We start from the raw sequence: 355 nt of genomic DNA, 5'->3' as shown, positions 1-355 counted from the left end.
GGCCGGGATGCCGGCCCCGCCGAGGGCCGCCGCCAGGGCCTCGGCGGGCCGCTCGACGCCCTCGTCGGTGAGCTGGAACGTGCCCCAGTGGTGGCCGAGGGGCTGCTCGGCGCCGAGCAGGGTGAGGACCTTCACGGCCTCGGCCGGGTCGACGTGCTGCGCCTGCATGAACCAGCGCGGCTCGTAGGCGCCGATCGGCAGCGTCGCGAGGCGCGGCGGCCCGAAGCGGGCCCTCACGTCGGAGAAGAGCGCGCCGCCGCCGAAGCCGGTGTCGCCGACATGGTAGTGCACGCCGCGGGGCGAGGTGATCACGAAGGCGCACCACAGCGCCATCCGCCGATCGTTGACGCCCCGG

1 protein-coding gene is annotated in these 355 nt (G+C 76.1%); it reads right to left on the bottom strand.

Going from position 1 to position 355, the window contains the following annotated elements; genetic code table 11:
- A partial coding sequence (locus ACLBXO_RS31805) for an MBL fold metallo-hydrolase (protein WP_447687927.1) occupies positions 1-355 on the bottom strand: 355 nt, incomplete at both ends.

This window comes from Methylobacterium sp. C33D, assembly GCF_053345825.1.
The sequence above is the reverse complement of the archived record's forward strand: the minus strand, read 5'-3'. Positions and strand labels throughout refer to the sequence as shown.